Below are 16868 nucleotides of genomic sequence, written 5' to 3'. Positions count from 1 at the left end.
TAACCAATTCTGAACGCTATGATTAGAAAATAATGATAATGCGGAGGGGATAATGAAATTAGAACAAGAAAATAATCTGATTGCAAAAATTTATGATGCTGCTGTATTGCCATCTTTGTGGCTGGACGTGATCAAAGATATCGTGAGCTATACTAAAAGTAAGAGTGCAATTTTTACCGGTCTGGATCAGCTTAATCCAGGCTATGATTTTGTTTACACGCACAATATCCCGAGTGAAAGTCTGGCTGCTTATCAAGATGAGCGTATCAGAGTGATTGATATGAAATTGCATATGCCATTATGGAATGCGATCGAGATGGGCGATGCATTGAGTCATAACTGTCAGCACTATGCAGAACAGCCGGGTACGGATCACTATGTTTTCTATGAGAAGTGTTTAAAGCCTGGCGGTGTATCTTATCTGGCAGGGGTATTGCTGGATCGGGGAAATTATCGTTGGGCGGTACTGGGTATTCATCGTGCTCCTGAGGTGCAGCCTTTTGAACAAGTTGAGCTGGATTTTCTAAGACGTATCAGTATTCATTTACGCCGGGCTTTGCAAATTCACCGGCAAATCAACTTGATTCAGCAAGATAATTTAAGCTTGTATACCGTATTGGATAGTTTAAAAACCGGAATTGTACTGCTCGATCAAAACCTGTGTTTAAGTTATTCCAATCCTGTTGCGCAAAAGATGCTTGATCAAAGTTCATGTCTGGATCTGGATATACATAACCGTCTAAAAACCAATTATGCTCAGCAGATACGTTTTGATCAGCTATTAGAAAGTGCTTTGCTGGAAGATACGACCATTCAGACTGAGGTGGGTGGAGTCTTGGCGTTGAGTGATGGGGCAGGCTCGCAATTTATGCTGACGGTGGTGCCATTTAAAAAATTAAGAAATATGCAGCATTTACAGTCTGCTCAGCATCAGATTGCCTTATTTATGACAGATAAAAATCAGCATTACTCCCTGTCAAGAGCTTACCTACAACAGTGTTACCAGCTTTCCAAACGAGAGTTTGATTTATGCGAGTTGTTAATTAATGGTTATAAAATAGAAGATATTGCAGAACAGTGTGGCATTACGTTGAGTTCGGTACGGACATATTTTAAAAATATTTATGAAAAAACCCAATGTTGTTCGCAAATCGAACTGATGCATTTATTGATGGGCTGTACCATTCAATTTGAACATATTGATTAAACCGGCCTGAATTTCATATTCAAGCCGGTTTATATGGGTTATTTAACACGTTGTAAAGTTACAGGATCTTCACCTTGCGGATGTAAGATAAGATTGTTGTTAGATATATTGATGCTTGCAATTGTCTTACTGCCATTTGAACTATCTTGTAATCCACCACACTCGTTGGTATCGAATAATACCTCGGTTGTGGTGAGAGTATTTGCTGACAATGTATATTTGCCATATTCAATCCCTGGCCAACCACAGTCATCTCCACCTTCAGTGTCTAGGAAGAAATAATAGTTGTTATCAAAGAAAGCAAATAGATGTGTTTCATTAAGTCGCCACGTGCCGACGAGACTATTAGACTGCTTAACTCGATTTAAACGGTATTCAGTACTAACGCCTGGTTCAGTAAGAATTAATTGAGTTCCATTAAAGTTTAAAGAATAAGGTTTATTCTCGGCAGGATGTGAAAGTCCCCATTCACCATTGGTGTCATGTAGGATTTCCGGTTCAATCACGGTTGTTGTTGCATTCCATTTTAAGCGGCCCATTTCAATGCCTGCTTGACCACTCTCCTCTTTGGCTTCTGCTTCACCTAGTGCATAGCGTCCATCTTCCAGAATGTGAATCAACACAGCAGTGTTATCGGTACGGTTAATCTCCCACGTACCGGCAATATCTTTATAGAAGGTCATTTGGAAGTGTGCTTTAGCGTCCTCTTCATTCACTAACTTTCCTTCAGGAATTACTGTTTTGACAATGGCTTCATTTTTAAAGTCATTATAAGGTTGGTCAAAATTAATACTCTGATTTTTTAAGGCATCTGTAGTGGCCGTACTAATTTGAAGTTTGTCATCTTTATCATCTCCATCTAAGGATTGTAAAAATACCAGTAAGTTAAGGCGAGCATTTTCAGTTTCAGCTAAATCCAAAGGGGTAACACGTTCTTTGGCTTCAATTTCATCACCGAGTTGAACATCACCAATATAAAATTTAACCGTTTCTCCTTCATTGAAGTTGAATTCACCATTGTCATTGGTAAAACCTGTAACACCACTACTTGTGACATAGCGTACTCCAGAAATCACAGCATCCGTCAGCACCCCCGTCTGGGTTCCAATATTACTTGCAGGAGGTGTACTTGAGTTATCATCCGAACCGCCACATGCTGTGAGTAACCCCGTTAAAGCAAGGCAAATTAAAGTCTTTTTCATCAGAATCTTCCTGAAATTTATAATGTGGATTCAGTATAAAAAGACCCTCATATTTGCCATATCCCAAAATTAGGAGGTTAAGAGCTTTTTAATGCATGAATCCTTTAAATCAGAAAGGAATTCCTATTTATATTGGGGAGTAATCTGAACTATCCATAAATTGATGTATGAGATAAGTTGAAGGTGGCAAAAATAATCAACTATTCATCTAAAAATTCTAATTATACAAATATAGATTAACTGTTTATTTTTTGCTCATGGAGCACTATCTATATTTGCCGAGGTTGCTAAAATTCGCGCAATTTTGAATAGAATTGGTGCGTGACGTGTTTGAGAAGTTAGCAGAACAAAGCCTGAGGCTGATGGGTTGGGAAATTGATAACCATTGGCCCCTAGATTTAGACCAATGTGTCATGATTGCTGCTCCTCATACCAGTAATTGGGATGCACTGTATGCGCGACTGGCCTTAAAAGCATTAGGTGTGAATGTTCGCTTAACCATTAAAGACAGTTATATGAAATTGCCATTTGGACCTTTTGTGCGTGCTATGGGCGGTATCGGGATCGATCGCCGTCCTAAACAGCCGGGGGAGCCTCGTCCGAGTATGGTTCAGCTGATGACAGACTTATTCAAGACTCATCCTAAACTGGTCATGCTGGTCACGCCAGAAGCGACTCGTGCTAAACAGGAACAGTGGAAGACCGGTTTTTATCATGTAGCGATCAATGCAGGTGTGCCGATTGCATTGGCCTATATGGACTATGCCAAGAAGAAAACTGGCGTAGGTAAAATCGTTTATCCGACAGGGGATTATGAAAAAGATATGGCAGAAATCATGGCATTTTATGCAGAGATTCAACCAAAATTCCCTGAATGCTTTAGTGTAGATCAGCGCTATTATCAGAATTAAAATTGAGTTGAAAAAAAGCAGGAAAATTCTCCTGCTTTTTTATTGCCTAATCATCATGAAGATTGACAGACTTAAGATGCGTTTTCAGAAGCGGGTAAAATTCCACCTAGATTTTGGCAGGCATCTTTATACAGATCATATTGCTGTTCCACCACTTCATGCAATGGCAGGTCAAATAACTCTTCACCCTGATGATACTGTTTGATATAAGATTCGACTTTGGATTTGCTGCTATACAACATCTGCTGATAATAGTCGGTCATACTGCTATGTGGCATTTGGGCGGTATCTACCTTGGCACAGTGGAAATTTTGCAGTAATTGTTCTGATTTTTTTAAATCGCTGGACATACAACCTGCCAGCAGCAAGGTACTGAGCAATGTCGTGATAAATTTCATGGAAAGTAGACTAAAGGTTTTATGGGAGCGCACTATTGTAGAAGTAAAACCCGGTCACAAAACCTTTTTAATCTACCAAATGGTTAAAAAATAGAACAACAGAATTTGAAAATTCAAGTCCATTCTCTAAACATTTAACCTTTGACCAGCCCGCCATCTACAATCAGGTTTTGTCCTGTGACGGCACGTGAATAAGGTGACAAAAACATCAGGATTGCAGCAGCAAATTCTTCTGGTGTAATTACGCGGCGTAAAGGCGTCGATTGAGCAATCAGGTCAAAGACAATGTCAGGTGTGGCCTTACTGGCATCCGTGGTTTGTAACAGGCCACCAGAGAGCATATTCACATTGATGCCATATTGTCCCAAGTCCTGCGCCGTGGTGCGGGTAAAGGCCAATAATGCAGCTTTGGCGGTGGTATAGTCATGATAAGGAACCACCGGATTTTGCACCAGGTTTGTACCAATATTCACGATCCGGCCAAACCCTGCCTGTTTCATATCATCCAGTGCGGCTTGTGTAGTATTTAAGGCAGCCTGTACTGCACCGCTAAATTGCCGTTGCAACATATCCCAAGTCAGCGTTTCTACTTTAGGGCGTGCATCACCATTAAATTCAAATTGAATCAGTGCGTTATTGATTACAGCATGAATCGCTTCCCCGAAATGGGTTTTAGCTGCGGCAAATAAAGCGCGGACCTGATCAGTTTGAGTGACATCTGCCTGATAAATAAATACCTGTTCAGGATACTGCTGGGCCAGCTGTTCAGCTTGCTGCTGACTGCTATGATAATTGACGACCACGCGCGCGCCCTCAGCCAGTAAAGCCTGAGTAATGGCTAAACCCAAACCACGTGCACCACCAGTAACAAGAACAATCTGATCACGAATCTGCATAATGATGATCTATATTTACAAAGATTGGCCTTAACATAGCAGTTATTTCAACGGATTCAAGCTTTAGCGGGGAAGACAGACTCGGCTTGATCTTGTGTTTAAATGAATTGGGACGCTAATAGAAAACAGCCTGCACTAAAGAGTAAACTTAAGATCATGCGTTTGAACAGTAATTCCGAAATTTTATAAAATAGTTTTGCGCCTAAAATTGCCGGAATACTCACAAAAACAATCAGCAAGGCCATATAGGGTAAATGGCTTTGATTGATCAGGCCTTGCCATACATAAGTACCCAGCGTGAAAAGCTGAATTGCAAAATTAAAGTGCCGTAAAATATAGCGCTGCTGGGTTTTGGGTAATTGTTTTAACATCACCCAGGCCGAAGGAATGGCACCGCAAAAACCGCCCAGTCCTCCTAAAATTCCGCCAATAAAACCGATGCAGCTATCAGTCAATTTTCCTGAATGCTGAATTGTTTTGAATTGCGGATTGAATAGCATCACCGGACACCACAGTACCAGAAAAAATCCCAAGATCATCTTAAAGGTATCTGCTTGAATGATCTGCAACAGATAAGTACCCAGCGGCACGCCAATCAGACCAGCAATCAGATAAGGCAGCACCAACTGCCTGGATAAAACTAGCTGCTTTTTTTCCTGACTGAGTGAAATCACATGACTCCAGATCGAGGCAAATACCAGCAAGGGCGCGGCCAGTTGCGGAGGCAGCACCCAGACCCAGAAAGACATGGCGATCAGGGCAAAGGCAAAGCCGGTCAGCCCCTGGACAAAACCTGCGACCATTGCACCAAGAATAAATAACAGCCAAGTCATAAAGATCAGGTCATAAGCAAAGGCAGCAGTATTCTCAAGATTTAAACAAAAGCCAAGTTTCCATTTAGCTGGATTTATGCAAATGAAAGTTCAAATTCTCATAAAAGCATGAATGCTAATTAAGAAAAAAGAGGTTTACGGCCATGCATAAAACATGCATAAATCTCTACAAGAGTGCAACAATGGCTCCGTTCACTCTCCATGAACTCGCCTGATACTGACAGAGTGCAGTAAGAGGTGATGGACATGATGAAAAAAGTGATATTACTTTCTGTATTGGCTGTGTCATTAACCGGTTGTGTGGTTGATCCTTGGGATGATGATTATCGTGGCAACAGAGATCGTAATGGACATTATGATCGAGACCACAGAGATCATGACTGGAAAAATAAGGACCATAAAGATCATCGGGATTGGAAACGTGACCGAGATAACCGCGACTGGCGCCGTGATCGTTAATCACAGTCTTTAAATTTGACTGACTACAATGACAAAAAGGATTCCACTGAGGAATCCTTTTTTAATGTCTCTTCAAAACAATTTAAATCAAGAAATACTTTTTTGATAAAGCCCAGCACGAACTGTACCGGCTTTGGTATTTTTAATTAAACGCCATGAGGATGGCAATTTAAGCAATTGTAAATCACGATCTGCTTCTACATAAATATAGGCATTGTCCTTGATCAGAGGATCTGCCTTGAGCGCGAGTTCTTCCCATAAATCTAAACTATATGGCGGATCCAGAAAAACCAGATCAAACTGTGCCTGAAGGGTAGACAAAGCTTGCTGCGCCGTAGCCACTTTTAATTGCGCACGTGCTTTGGTGACTTTTAAAAGTTCCAGATTTTGGGTCAGAAATTGTGCCTGAGTACGATCCGGTTCAATCATCACCACTGATGCAGCACCACGCGATAATGCCTCAAACGCCAATGCCCCAGAGCCAGCACAAATATCCAACACCTGTGCATTTTGTACATCCCACATCAGCCAGTTAAACAGTGTTTCCCGAACACGGTCAGGCGTCGGGCGCAAACCCTCAATGCTGGCAAAAGGCAGTTGGCGGCGTTTCCAGTCACCACCAATAATTCGAAGCTGGTTTTTCATCTTTAATCTCGCTCTACCGGTGTCGGAGCAGGTGTTGCTGCGGGAGATGCAGTCGTATTTGCAGAACTCGGAGCAGTCGTTTCGGGCTGGTCACTGGCTGGAACGGCACTAGATGCTGCATCTTGACTTAACATGCCTGCACCACTTGGTAATTCAGCTGGCTTGATTCCGGCTGTCATCAGACCACCACTTAATTGGTGGCCTTGTGGGCGTACCGGATTTTTATCTTTATGCAGTAACCAGTAATCAAAGATTGGACGGGCCAGAGCCGTTGCGGCACTACCACCGCGACCATTTTCCAGAATAACTGCAATCGCAATTTCAGGATTTTCAGCAGGCGCAAAACCGACAAACAGACCATGATCCAGCTGACGATCGGTCAATAAGGATTCATTATAGCGCTTGCCCTGAGCAATACTTTTCACCTGTGCCGTACCGGTTTTTCCGGCAATAGAATATTGTAAGCCGCTTTTAATGCCTCGGCCTGTACCGGATTGAATCACGTCCACCATCGCATCACGCATCTTGATCCAGTCTTCTTCCTGACCGTTAAAATCGATCTTGCCATGCGTGCCATTATGCACCTTGAATGGTTTGGCACCGCGACTTTCACGCAGCACATGGGGAATGACTTTATTGCCATGGTTGGCGGTAATGGCTGTGGCCATAGCCAGCTGTAACGGGGTTGAAGTAAAAGCACCTTGACCAATACTGACGGAAATGGTTTCACCACGTGACCATTTGGCCTTGCGAGTACGCATCTTCCATTCCGGGTTTGGATAGAGTCCTGAGCTTTCACTTGGTAAATCCACGCCGGTTTTTTCACCAAAGCCGAACTGACGCATCCAGGTGTTCATTTTTTCAATGCCCATACGGAACGACAGAATGTAGAAGAAGGTATCGCACGAGACCACTTGCGATTTATGCAAGTTGACTACGCCGTGTCCTGACTTTTTCCAGTCGCGGAATTTATGCGAATCGCCCGGAAGTGTGAAATAGCCGGGATCGGAAATTGCTGTATCCCAATCGACCAGGCCATAATGAAGGCCACCCAGGCCAAACATCGGTTTAATGGTCGAACCTGGAGGATAAGTTCCTTGAACCGCCCGGTTATATAGCGGCTGATCAAGGTTATCACGTAAGTAGGAATAATCTTTGGTGCTAATCCCAGTCACAAACAGATTCGGATTAAAACTTGGGCTGGAGACCAGCGCCAGAATTTCTCCGGTTGTAGGATTCATCGCCACAATCGCGCCACGACGCCCGGCCAGTTGCTCCGAAGCTACTACCTGTAAACCGTAATCCAGTGACAGGAACAGATCATTACCACGCACCGGATCTTTACGGCCCAAATGACGCAGCACATTACCAAAGGCATCTGCTTCGACTGATTCATTTCCCGGCACACCATGCAGCAGCTCTTCATAGGATTTTTCCACCCCGATTTTTCCGATCAGGTTGGTTCCAGCATAGAGATCCTTATCAATTGATTTCAGTTCTTTGTCATTAATCCGGCCCACATAACCAATCACATGTGCAAACAGATCGCCATGTGGGTAATAGCGAGTCATCTGGGTTTCAATATTCACACCCGGAAATTGATATTTCACTTCACTGAAACGGGCAATATCATTTTCATTCAGGTTAAGCTTGATTGAAACCCGTTCGGTTTTACGTGCTGTTTTAATCCGGGTTTGAAAGCGTTCCAGGTCTTCTTCGGTCAGTTCCAGAATCGGTTTCAGGCGTTCGAGCGTTTGATCGATATCCTGTACGTCGGCACGACTTAAAGTGGCAGTAAATACCGGATAGTTATCGGCCAGCAAGACACCGTTACGGTCATAAATATAACCGCGCGCTGGAGGGAGGGGTTGCAGACGAATCCGGTTTTCATCAGAAGCTGTAGTAAAGCTTTCAAAGTTGAACAGTTGCAAATAGGCATAGCGGCTGACCAGCAGCAGCATGAAGAAAATGACAATACCCATGGAAATCAAGACTCGACTGCGATAGATGCGCTTTTCTTGTTGTGCATTTTTTAAAGGAAAGTGCTGCTTCATACGCGATCGACTTAAGACCTGAGAGTGGTAGAAAAGAATCAAAGTGGAGTATTCTAACGCAACTGCACTTGATTTGATAATGAAAAACTGCCCTTGCAATCAGTTCCTTTAAGCTTTGACTTTGCAGACATTAAAATTGTAAAGTGCTGTATATAAGAGTTGTGATAATTCTGCTAGAGTAAAATCTAATAAAAATAGGACTATACCAAAAACTATAATTAAGGAAGATGGTGAAGGAATGAACAAGGTTTACCCTTTGTTAGCGTTTGCATTGTGGGCGAACGGGGCTTATGCACATGATCAAATGAGTACTACTACAACCAAAATAGAGCCTGCTCAGGCAAAAGCCTTTAATGTGGGTGTTGGTTTTACCCAGAAATTACTGCATTTAAATACCGAATGGGTGAACCCTTATGGGATTGCTTATGTGAAAGGTGGTGTTTTTCTGGATGATGATCGTACGATTGGCGGCCAGGCAGGCTTTCGTTATCCAGCACATCTCACCGGCAAAGACAAAAATGGTTATTATGTCGGGGTTTATGCCGGTCATATCGACAGCAAACAGGTTGATGGCGAGTATGAAGGCCGTTTAGGTGCTGGCGTTGATTTGGCCTATGTTTTGCTTAGTTCAGAACGGATCAGCAGTTTTAGTATCGGGATCGGTGCCGGAGAGAAACTCGAAGACCGAAATGGTCGTGCTGTGGCTGAAACAGAACCCCGGCTACAATTTTCCTATACTTTAAGTATCGGTTTATAGACAAAATATTCGACCTTATTAATATGTGTATTCTGTGAACAAAAAATTAAATATGGAAGTTATGCATGCTTGAGTACGTCAACGAGTTGTGGCAAACCTTTGTAAACCGCCCGGATTTTTGGGCCGTGCTCAGCATTATTCCAGTGACTGCATTTGTAACCTGGGCTCACGTCTGGATGGCGCTGAAAATGGTCTTTTATCCGATCAATTTTTGGGGTTTCCATCTCGGGCCTTTACCTGTGGGCTGGCAAGGGATTGTGCCACGCAAAGCTGGACGTATTTCAGGCATTATTACCGATAACACACTGTCAAAATTAGGCTCTATCCGCGAATTTTTACAGGCGATGGATCCGGATGATATGGCACGCATCATTGGCGAGCAGGTCGGTTTCGAACTGGAACACCTGATTGATGAAGTGATGATGGATCGCAATGCGGTGCTCTGGGAAAACCTACCTTTTGCTATTAAGCGCAGAATTTATGCACAAGCACAAAAACAAATGCCGGCAATTTTGCGTGAATTAGTGACTGAGCTGACCATGAACGTCGAGTCACTTGTAGATATGCGTGAAATGGTAGTGAGCCAGATGGAAGGCGACCGTCGCTTGATGGTGCGTATGTTCCTGAAGGTGGGTCAAAAAGAGATCAATTTTATCTGGCATATCAGTGCCCTCATCGGGATGTTCTTTGGGATTTTCCAGATGATTGTCTGGTTTGTAGTGCCGTGGCACTGGACTGTACCGTTCTGGGCTGCGATCTGGGGCTTTTTGACCAACTGGATCGCGATCTGGATGGTCTTCAATCCGCTCTATCCACACCCAGTAAAGTACCCGCAATTCTTTGCCCGTACCACAAATCGCAAGTTTCCGTGGATTAAGCCGGTGATTCCTCGTATCGGCACCTATAACATACAAGGCGCATTTATGAAACGTCAGGATGAAGTCTCTGACGTCTTCGCAAGTGTAGTCACAGAAGACCTGATTACGTTAAAATCGATCATGACCGAGATGATGTATGGCGGCAGAAAAGACAAAACCCGCCGCATTATCAAACGTCATATTAATGAAATTATGGAAACACCCCTGGTTCGGACCTCTTTACAGCTGTCTTTAGGACCAAAAGAGTATGCAAAACTCAAGACGGACTTGATCGATCGCTCGATTGAAATTACGATGGTACCTGTATGCGACCCAGCATTTAATGCGAGCCGTGCACAGAAAATCTATCAAATGTTTAGAGACCGCATACGTGAGTTGACTCCGAAGGAGTTTCAGAATCTTTTACGTCCTGCATTTCAGGAAGATGAATGGATTCTGATTTTATTGGGTGGGGTAACCGGTTTTGTCGCGGGTTTAATCCATTTGTTTGTGGCTTTCTTATAATGAGATGTCGGGGGACACAATCGGGTGATTGTGGTCGTGGCGTCATACATATTGTTTAAATGAGGATGTTTATATATGCGCATTATCTTACTCGGACCACCTGGAGCAGGTAAAGGTACACAAGCTCAGTTGATCTGTAAGCGCTACAATATCCCACAAATTTCAACCGGTGATATGCTCCGTGCTGCAATTCGTGAAGGAACTGAATTAGGTCTACAAGCTAAAAGTGTCATGGACAATGGCGGTTTGGTTTCTGATGAGTTGATCATTGGTCTGGTGAAAGAGCGCATTGCGCAACCTGACTGTGTAAACGGCTGCATTTTTGATGGTTTCCCGCGTACCATTCCTCAAGCAGAAGCCTTGGAAAAAGAAGGCATTGCAATTGATCACGTGATTGAAATTGATGTACCAGATGAAGAAATCGTACAACGTCTTTCTGGCCGTCGTCAGCATCCTGCATCTGGCCGTGTCTATCACATCGTTTACAACCCGCCAAAAGTGGAAGGTAAAGATGACGAAACGGGTGAAGATCTGGTTCAACGTCCTGATGACCAGGAAGCAACCATTCGTAAGCGTCTAGGTTCTTACCATACTGAAACCGAGCAATTGGTTGGTTTCTACCAAGGCCGTGCAGCGTCTGGTGAAAATGCACCAACTTATGACAAGCTAAATGGTTTACGTCCAATCGATGAAGTTCAAACTGATCTTTTCGCGATTCTGGATCAGGCAAAATAATTGGCTGACGATGATTTTGACAATCGGAGAGCCCTAAGTCATATTAGGGCTCTTTTTTATTGCGTATTTGAACAGGGTACTTGTTGCTATGAAATTTGGCGTATTGGTGTTGATGGTAGTCTTTCTGGCAGTATTGGTAGGTCTGTTCTATTTCAGTTTTAAAATGCTCAACAAAGTACGTCAGGAAGAACGTGCTGAAAATGCAGCAAAGCGACCTGAGCGCCAGCTCCATCCAAAATTACAAGCCGAACTTGAACAGCGCAAGCAGCAGGAAAAGGCTGAACAAGATCAGGATAAATAATCCATAATAGTTCAGCTCAGCTAAGAATTTGGTTTGAACGAAAAGCACTCTTCTCATAGTCGATAAAAAGGTGACACATTGGTCACCTATTTTTATCCCGGCTTGATCATGCCGTTCTATTCAGCAAGCTCAATATTTTTCACTGCAATTTGGCGGGCTGCACCAAATTCAAACCGATCCGGCCAGTTACACACATCGGATACTACACATTCATGACATTTCGGTTTGCGCGCAATACACGTATAACGACCGTGTAAAATCAGCCAGTGATGTGAATCAATGATAAATTCCTTGGGAATGACTTTGACCAGACGGTGTTCAACTTCCAACACATTTTTGCCAACCGCTAGTCCGGTACGGTTACCTACCCGGAAAATATGGGTATCAACCGCCATGGTCGGCTGACCAAAGGCCGTATTCAGTACCACATTCGCCGTTTTACGACCTACACCCGGCAGGGCTTCTAAGTCTGCACGATTGTCCGGTACGATGCTGTTGTGCTTCTGAATCAGCATCTCGCAGGCTTTAATCACGTTGACCGCTTTCGAGTTATATAAACCAATGGTCTTGATATATTCCTTCAAGCCGTCCACACCTAGCGCATAAATGGCTTCCGGTGTATTGGCGACTGGAAAGAGTTTGTCTGTGGCTTTGTTGACGCTGACATCGGTAGCTTGAGCAGAGAGCGTGACCGCGACCAGTAATTCAAAGGGATTGGAATAATTCAGCTCAGTTTTTGGGTTAGGCCGCTGTTCACGCAGGCGTTCAAAAAAGGTCTGAATCTGCTTTTTGGTCATGTTTTTAACGGGCTTGGCCTTTGCTGTGGTCATGTTCTATCCCTGTAAAGCCTGTAATTGCTGTGTCAGTTCTTCCAGTTGGGTGCGTTTTCGGGCATCTTCACGAACCGAAAGCTGTTTTTCCAGTTTTTTAATTTGGGTACGTAGTTTTGCCAGTTCAATCGTGGTCTTGGAATCGAAAGCTACAGGTGCATTCTCTGGCTTGTTCACCACTTCAATCACAGGAAGTTGCTCATTTAAAGCAGAGAAACGGGCAAACAGGGCAGTATCAATTTCTGCACGGACCACAGGTCCCTTACGATCGGTACGCCGTTTTTCTTCACGCTGGATGTGCGCATAGTAACGCTGACGCAGATCATCCTGTTCCGCAAGACGCTGTGCTTCAGTCGGCAAGGGTTGTTGATCTTCAACCAAATCGATGCAGTCTACCGGACAGGGGGGAATACATAACTCACAGCCCGTACATAGATCGGTCAGAATGGTGTGCATCAGTTTACCGGAACCAATAATTGCATCGACCGGGCAGGCGCTAATGCATTTGGTACAGCCAATACATTCATCTTCACGAATTACGGCTTTGATGCGCTGAGGACGACCATCGGCTTGAACTGGCCAGACACTTTCTTCAGCTTGAAGTTTAGGACGATTTAATAATGCAGCCAAAGCATCGGCAACAGGCTGTCCGCCCGGCACACATTTATTGGCATTTTCCCCCTCAGTAATCGACTGGGCATAAGGTAAACATCCGTCACGGTGACCGCAGAGTCCACATTGGGTTTGAGGGAGTAAAGCGTCAATCGATTGGACCAGAGAAATGGGCGAATTCATGTATAACCAGCGTTACTCATGGCAAGCATGAGAGAGTAAGTGAAACAAAATATGTCGATTCATCAATTTTAACATATTTTTAAACTCCTAAGTCGTGCGCAATTAAGGGTCAACTTGTGCCTTATTATTAGGCATAAATCTGAATCTAAGCCTTGATTCGATTGGCATTTCCTGACATAGAAAAAATTTTCATAATCAATATAAATATTTGTTATCAAATTAATTTTAAAGTATTTTCAAAAAAAGTATTGTAGATTAGTTACAAAAGATATTTAATATTTTGCGCCAAAATTTAACATTGATTGTAAATTTGACCAATTTTGATCCATTTTCTGCTGAGGATTAAGCGTTGAAATACAACACACTTAATGAGTTCCTAGATTACGTAAAATCACGTGATGCACATCAACCAGAATTTCTTCAAGCTGTAGAAGAAGTGATGACCAGTTTGTGGCCGTTCATTGAAAAGAATCCACAATACGCAGCACATGGTTTACTAGAACGTCTAGTTGAGCCAGAACGTGCGATCCAGTTCCGAGTTTCTTGGGTAGATGACCAAGGTCAGACTCAAGTAAACCGTGCGTTCCGCGTACAGTACAACTCAGCGATCGGTCCATTTAAAGGTGGTATGCGTTTCCACCCTTCAGTGAATCTTTCAATCCTAAAATTCTTAGGCTTTGAGCAAACATTTAAAAATGCTTTAACCACACTTCCTATGGGGGGTGGTAAAGGCGGTTCTGATTTTGACCCTAAAGGCAAATCAGAAGGCGAAATCATGCGTTTCTGTCAGGCTTTAATGATCGAGCTATATCGTCACCTGGGTGCGAACACAGATATCCCTGCAGGTGATATTGGTGTAGGCGGTCGTGAAGTGGGATACATGGCCGGCATGATGAAAAAATTAAGTAACGACACGGCATGTGTATTCACTGGTAAAGGTTTAACTTTCGGTGGTTCATTGGCACGTCCGGAAGCAACGGGTTACGGTACTGTGTATTTCGCTGAGGAAATGCTTAAGTCTCGTGGCGAAAGCTTCAAAGATAAAGTCGTTGCGATTTCAGGTTCTGGTAACGTTGCGCAATATGCTGCTGAAAAAGCAATGTACCTCGGTGCGAAAGTGGTTTCACTTTCTGACTCTGCGGGTACAGTTCACGTTAAAGACGGTTTCACTGATGCGCTTCTTGCTGAAGTCATGGAACTTAAAAATGTAAAACGTGGCCGTATTTCAGAATTCGCGTCTAAACACGGTTTTGAATATCTTGAAGGACAACGTCCTTGGGGTATCAAGTGTGATATCGCATTGCCATGTGCGACTCAAAACGAACTGGATGCAGACGACGCTGCTCAGCTTCTTGCAAACGGTGTAATCTGTGTAGCTGAAGGTGCGAACATGCCTTCTACACTTGAAGCGGTTGAGAAATTCGTTGAAGCGAAAATTCTTTATGCGCCAGGTAAAGCATCAAATGCAGGTGGTGTGGCAACTTCTGGTCTGGAAATGTCTCAAAACGCATTGCGTTTAGGCTGGACTTTCGAAGAAGTTGACGAGCGCTTACACGCGATCATGAAAGAAATTCACCGCAACTGCGTAAAATTCGGTACTAAAGAAGACGGTACTGTGAACTATGTTGACGGTGCAAACATTGCGGGCTTCGTAAAAGTTGCTGATGCAATGCTTGCTCAAGGCGTATTCTAAGTCTGACTTAGTCTAAGCTGAAAAAAACCGGGGCTATTGCCCCGGTTTTTTTATTTTCCTTTTTTGTTTTAGAGTGTGGCTTTTACCACTTCACGCTCTACTGCCATATCAAATACATAGGCATATTTAGACTGGTCTGCAGCCAGATTCTTAATTTCAAAACGTTTAACCCGGATAATCTGGCGCTCATCTGGTGAGTGCTGAAAGCCTTCAATCTGGTCATAGAATAAAGTCCAGTCTTTATCGACCTGAGTTTTCAGGCCATTCTGATCATATTTCACTTCTTTGACTTGCAAGCAACTTTGTTGGACCACGCCGGTACAGGGTTTAGTGTCAGGAGCAATTTCCAGAAAAATTGTTTCAGCCTGACCTTGGTATTTGGTTTCCGGAGTCATTTTCCCGATAAATTCATAGGTTTGACCATTTGCGGCCATCAACGTCAGGGTCGGCTTGTTAGGATCTGTTACATTGAGCATAAAAGGAATGTCACGCTTCTGTAAAAGCTGGCTGACAAAACGTTCCTGCTCCATCAAGGCTGCATCACAGGCCATTTCAGTGCCTACAACTTCGCTGGTGGTGATGATATTGTTTTTGACTGACCAGGTCGTCCCGAGTCCATTACAGCCCGTCACGGCGCTCAGCCGGCCTTGAGCATCAAAACTGAGTACGATTGGTCGTTCTAGTCCACGATTCAGTTCCCAATGATAGGCTGGAAGAATCTGATCTGCATTTTTTTGTTGGATGATGGCCACCGCACGATCTCCAGCTCGTTGAATATCGCTGGACTGACAGGCTGCAAAAGTTAAAGGCAATAATGCTAGCACAATAAATTTTAATTTCATGGACTTATAATGAAGTATATAAAGTTCAAACAATAATAATGGATGTATTGCGAAAAAATATGGATACATTTCGCAGCTTTAAGTTGAAAAATGTATCCATCATTAAGATTTTAGCGCTGAAGCAAGATTAATCGAAGCGATAAATATCCATGCCGAGTGAACCCATGGTGAAACTGCTATGTACCAGACTAAAACGCTGACCTGTGCCCATCGCAAAGAAAATCGGAGCAAAATGTTCCAGCGTTGGATGATTCCGTGCCATATGCGGAATATTGGACCAGTCCAGTACAGCATCATAATCATTGTGCGTCAGTTTATGCACCACAAAATTACGGAAGCCTGAGGCCCATTCGGGTACATCAGCAGCCGATCCATCCCAAGACAGTTCACGTAAATTATGGGTAATACTGCCCGAACCAATCAGCAGGATTTGCTGTTCACGTAAAGGTGCGAGACTTTGACCAATCTGATAAATCTCATCCGCACTCATCGACATGGGTAAGGAAATTTCTACCACGGGAATGTTGGCATCTGGATACATATGTAGCAGCGGCATCCATACACCATGATCACGCGGACGGGTACTGTTGGCATGTGCAGAAAAGCCGGCATTGGCCAGCAAGCCTAAGACTTTCTCGGCCAGTTCAGGATTTCCCGGTGCAGGGTAGCGTAATTGATACAGTTCAGGCGGGAAACCACGAAAATCATGCCAGGTTTCTGGGCGAATTGCGCTACTGACTTCCAGCGCCTCACTTTCCCAGTGCGCAGACATCACAATAATCGCTTCCGGGCGTGGCAGATTTTCGCTCAAACGATGCAAGGCAGGACCCACTTGCTCAGGATTCAGCGCCAGCATAGGAGAGCCATGAGAAATAAATAAGCCGGGCAACGTTTGTAAGTTCATAATTCAAACCACATCTAGAAGATG

18 protein-coding genes are annotated in these 16868 nt (G+C 43.6%); 8 read left to right on the top strand and 10 right to left on the bottom strand.

The genetic code is table 11. The features are described 5' to 3' along the window. Window positions 1-52: 52 nt before the first annotated feature. Entirely contained in the window at window positions 53-1207 is a 1155-nt protein-coding gene (locus F894_RS07465; protein ID WP_005246939.1) for a LuxR C-terminal-related transcriptional regulator, read from the top strand. Window positions 1208-1245: 38 nt separating this feature from the next. Here the strand turns inward: F894_RS07465 and F894_RS07460 are convergent, their stop codons facing one another. Beyond that, window positions 1246-2409 carry a putative periplasmic lipoprotein gene (locus F894_RS07460; protein ID WP_005246938.1) on the bottom strand — a complete coding sequence of 388 codons (1164 nt, stop codon included), beginning with the start codon at window positions 2407-2409 and terminating at the stop codon, window positions 1246-1248. 362 nt (window positions 2410-2771) lie between these two features. Between F894_RS07460 and F894_RS07455 the strand changes: the two genes are divergently transcribed. Beyond that, window positions 2772-3320 (top strand): 1-acyl-sn-glycerol-3-phosphate acyltransferase, encoded by a 549-nt coding sequence (locus tag F894_RS07455; RefSeq protein WP_005246937.1) that lies wholly within the window; start codon window positions 2772-2774, stop codon window positions 3318-3320. Between the two features lie 71 nt (window positions 3321-3391). Here F894_RS07455 and F894_RS07450 read toward each other — a convergent pair whose 3' ends face one another. From F894_RS07450 to F894_RS07440, 3 genes are all read right to left on the bottom strand, one after another. Beyond that, complete coding sequence (locus F894_RS07450) at window positions 3392-3718, bottom strand: hypothetical protein (protein WP_005107497.1); 327 nt, start codon at window positions 3716-3718, stop codon at window positions 3392-3394. A gap of 134 nt (window positions 3719-3852) precedes the next feature. Continuing rightward, window positions 3853-4614, bottom strand: a complete 762-nt coding sequence (locus F894_RS07445; protein WP_005246935.1) for a 3-oxoacyl-ACP reductase — start codon at window positions 4612-4614, stop codon at window positions 3853-3855. Between the two features lie 98 nt (window positions 4615-4712). Next, complete coding sequence (locus F894_RS07440; protein ID WP_004730222.1) at window positions 4713-5447, bottom strand: sulfite exporter TauE/SafE family protein; 735 nt, start codon at window positions 5445-5447, stop codon at window positions 4713-4715. Window positions 5448-5693: 246 nt separating this feature from the next. Between F894_RS07440 and F894_RS07435 the strand changes: the two genes are divergently transcribed. Beyond that, entirely contained in the window at window positions 5694-5906 is a 213-nt protein-coding gene (locus tag F894_RS07435) for a hypothetical protein (RefSeq protein ID WP_005104632.1), read from the top strand. An 87-nt stretch (window positions 5907-5993) separates the two neighbouring features. Here the strand turns inward: F894_RS07435 and rsmD are convergent, their stop codons facing one another. Next, entirely contained in the window at window positions 5994-6551 is a 558-nt protein-coding gene (gene rsmD, locus F894_RS07430) for a 16S rRNA (guanine(966)-N(2))-methyltransferase RsmD (protein ID WP_004279484.1), read from the bottom strand. A 2-nt stretch (window positions 6552-6553) separates the two neighbouring features. Next, the gene (mrdA, locus tag F894_RS07425; RefSeq protein WP_034438219.1) at window positions 6554-8605 is read right to left on the bottom strand and encodes a penicillin-binding protein 2; all 2052 of its coding nucleotides are present in this window, start codon (window positions 8603-8605) and stop codon (window positions 6554-6556) included. 238 nt (window positions 8606-8843) lie between these two features. On the opposite strand from mrdA, the gene F894_RS07420 reads away from it, so the two are divergent. The 4 genes from F894_RS07420 to F894_RS07405 all read left to right on the top strand — a co-directional run bounded on the left by F894_RS07420 (window position 8844) and on the right by F894_RS07405 (window position 11780). Further along, a complete protein-coding gene (locus F894_RS07420) occupies window positions 8844-9362 on the top strand; it encodes a hypothetical protein (RefSeq protein ID WP_005246933.1) in 519 nt (172 codons plus the stop codon). A 65-nt stretch (window positions 9363-9427) separates the two neighbouring features. Then, window positions 9428-10744, top strand: a complete 1317-nt coding sequence (locus tag F894_RS07415) for a DUF445 domain-containing protein (protein WP_004279487.1) — start codon at window positions 9428-9430, stop codon at window positions 10742-10744. A gap of 75 nt (window positions 10745-10819) precedes the next feature. Further along, window positions 10820-11479 (top strand): adenylate kinase, encoded by a 660-nt coding sequence (gene adk / locus F894_RS07410; protein WP_004279488.1) that lies wholly within the window; start codon window positions 10820-10822, stop codon window positions 11477-11479. Between the two features lie 88 nt (window positions 11480-11567). Beyond that, window positions 11568-11780, top strand: coding sequence for a hypothetical protein (locus tag F894_RS07405; RefSeq protein ID WP_004279489.1), 213 nt, complete (start codon window positions 11568-11570; stop codon window positions 11778-11780). A gap of 116 nt (window positions 11781-11896) precedes the next feature. Here F894_RS07405 and nth read toward each other — a convergent pair whose 3' ends face one another. Both nth and F894_RS07395 read right to left on the bottom strand, forming a co-directional pair. Continuing rightward, window positions 11897-12610: an endonuclease III gene (gene nth / locus F894_RS07400; RefSeq protein WP_005246932.1), complete on the bottom strand. Its 714-nt coding sequence runs from the start codon at window positions 12608-12610 to the stop codon at window positions 11897-11899. Between the two features lie 3 nt (window positions 12611-12613). Next, entirely contained in the window at window positions 12614-13405 is a 792-nt protein-coding gene (locus F894_RS07395) for an RnfABCDGE type electron transport complex subunit B (protein ID WP_005246930.1), read from the bottom strand. A 349-nt stretch (window positions 13406-13754) separates the two neighbouring features. Here F894_RS07395 and gdhA point away from each other — a divergent pair, with 349 nt between their 5' ends. Further along, the gene (gene gdhA / locus F894_RS07390; protein WP_005246929.1) at window positions 13755-15098 is read left to right on the top strand and encodes an NADP-specific glutamate dehydrogenase; all 1344 of its coding nucleotides are present in this window, start codon (window positions 13755-13757) and stop codon (window positions 15096-15098) included. Between the two features lie 68 nt (window positions 15099-15166). On the opposite strand, the gene F894_RS07385 is transcribed toward gdhA, so the two are convergent. Together F894_RS07385 and F894_RS07380 are read right to left on the bottom strand one after the other, a co-directional pair. Then, complete coding sequence (locus F894_RS07385; protein WP_005246928.1) at window positions 15167-15940, bottom strand: META and DUF4377 domain-containing protein; 774 nt, start codon at window positions 15938-15940, stop codon at window positions 15167-15169. Between the two features lie 127 nt (window positions 15941-16067). Beyond that, window positions 16068-16844: a DODA-type extradiol aromatic ring-opening family dioxygenase gene (locus F894_RS07380; RefSeq protein WP_005246927.1), complete on the bottom strand. Its 777-nt coding sequence runs from the start codon at window positions 16842-16844 to the stop codon at window positions 16068-16070. Window positions 16845-16868 lie beyond the last annotated feature (24 nt).

The organism is Acinetobacter sp. CIP 51.11, from assembly GCF_000369665.1.
In the GTDB taxonomy this organism is placed as follows: domain Bacteria; phylum Pseudomonadota; class Gammaproteobacteria; order Pseudomonadales; family Moraxellaceae; genus Acinetobacter; species Acinetobacter lwoffii_S.
This window is presented reverse-complemented; position numbering and strand designations above follow the sequence as displayed.